The sequence below is a fragment of the Streptomyces sp. NPDC057702 genome (assembly GCF_042799315.1).
Taxonomy (GTDB): Bacteria; Actinomycetota; Actinomycetes; order Streptomycetales; family Streptomycetaceae; genus Streptomyces.
Genome location: NZ_JBHVJC010000086.1, coordinates 1 through 1049 on the forward strand (window position 1 = coordinate 1; position 1049 = coordinate 1049).

2 protein-coding genes are annotated in these 1049 nt (G+C 72.7%); one reads left to right on the forward strand and one right to left on the reverse strand.

Annotated features, from left to right (window positions below):
- Positions 1–105: 105 nt before the first annotated feature.
- Positions 106–780, reverse strand: coding sequence for a hypothetical protein (locus ACFVFR_RS31855; protein WP_383708108.1), 675 nt, complete (start codon positions 778–780; stop codon positions 106–108).
- 47 nt (positions 781–827) lie between these two features.
- Here ACFVFR_RS31855 and ACFVFR_RS31860 point away from each other — a divergent pair, with 47 nt between their 5' ends.
- Positions 828–1016 (forward strand): DUF5703 family protein, encoded by a 189-nt coding sequence (locus tag ACFVFR_RS31860; RefSeq protein WP_014059547.1) that lies wholly within the window; start codon positions 828–830, stop codon positions 1014–1016.
- The last annotated feature ends 33 nt before the right edge of the window (positions 1017–1049 follow it).

Below are 1049 nucleotides of genomic sequence, written 5' to 3' on the forward strand. Positions count from 1 at the left end.
CCCGGCCGGCGGGCGGCGCCCCCCCCCCCGCCCGCCCCCGGGGCGGCGGCGGGGGGGCCCCGGGGGCCCGCCCCGCGCGGGGGGGGCCCCCCCCCCCGGGCCGCCTCAGCGCTCGGGGTCGATGAGCTCCAGGTCGTCGTCCACGTCATCGGGCTCCTCGTCGAAGACCGCGCTCACGTCGAAGCGACAGACGATCCGCTGCGGGTCCGCGTGGTCGAACGGCGCCGCCAGCCACTCCCCGGGATCGGCCGGCTCGTCGGCAGCCGCCACCCAGAGTGTGGAGTCGCCCTCCTCCAGGCCGAACTCCTTGTGCCGGGAGGCGATCTCGTCGGGTTCGTACTCACCGAAGAGGACGCCGAGCGCGGCGTGCACGCTGCTGCCGACGGCGCCCGCGCTCCTGTCGGGCAAGCCGTTGCCCAGGGCCGCGTCCGGGTCGAGATCGGCGATCCGCTGGGCCTGGGAGAGCAGCCGCTGCGGCTCGGCCACCGCGTAGTCCCTGCGGATCAGCACGCTCAGCGCGCTCGGTTCCTCCGGGCCGTCGTACGCCGGCAGGCTGTCGTCGCCGGGGATCTCGAAGGGGGTGACTTCGTCGTACGCGTCGTAGAGGAGTTCGTCGTAGGTCTCGGCAGCCGCGGCCAGTTCGTTGAACGCGGCGTAGACGGCCGGGTCGTCCCCGCCGACCCGCCGCTCGACGGCATCGAGGTGCCGGTCCAGTGCGGCTTTGACCGCTTCGGCGGCGGCGCGTACCTCGGCAGCGGATGGCTGCGCAGCATCAGACATAGTGCAGACGCTATCCGTACCAGGGCAGTTCCCGCACAATAGATGCGATGCCGGAATACGAATTCTGCGATGTGTATGTGCCTCGGGGGGTTTCCCGCAAGGCCACGACCCGCTTGCTGACCGACCATGCCGAGTACGGACACTGGGAGTTGGACCGCCTGCGGCTCAATCCCGACGGCAGCCGCAGGGTGCGGCTGCGCCGCCGGATCATCCGGCAACTTCGCGCTACCTGGTGACAGTGAGGCGGCGCGGACCCCGCTGGTGCGGGG

Bases quoted from the DNA above. Each gene is read 5' to 3' on its own strand.
- ACFVFR_RS31860 (WP_014059547.1), top strand. From the start codon at position 828: ATGCCGGAATACGAATTCTGCGATGTGTATGTGCCTCGGGGGGTTTCC.
- ACFVFR_RS31855 (WP_383708108.1), bottom strand. From the start codon at position 780: ATGTCTGATGCTGCGCAGCCATCCGCTGCCGAGGTACGCGCCGCCGCC.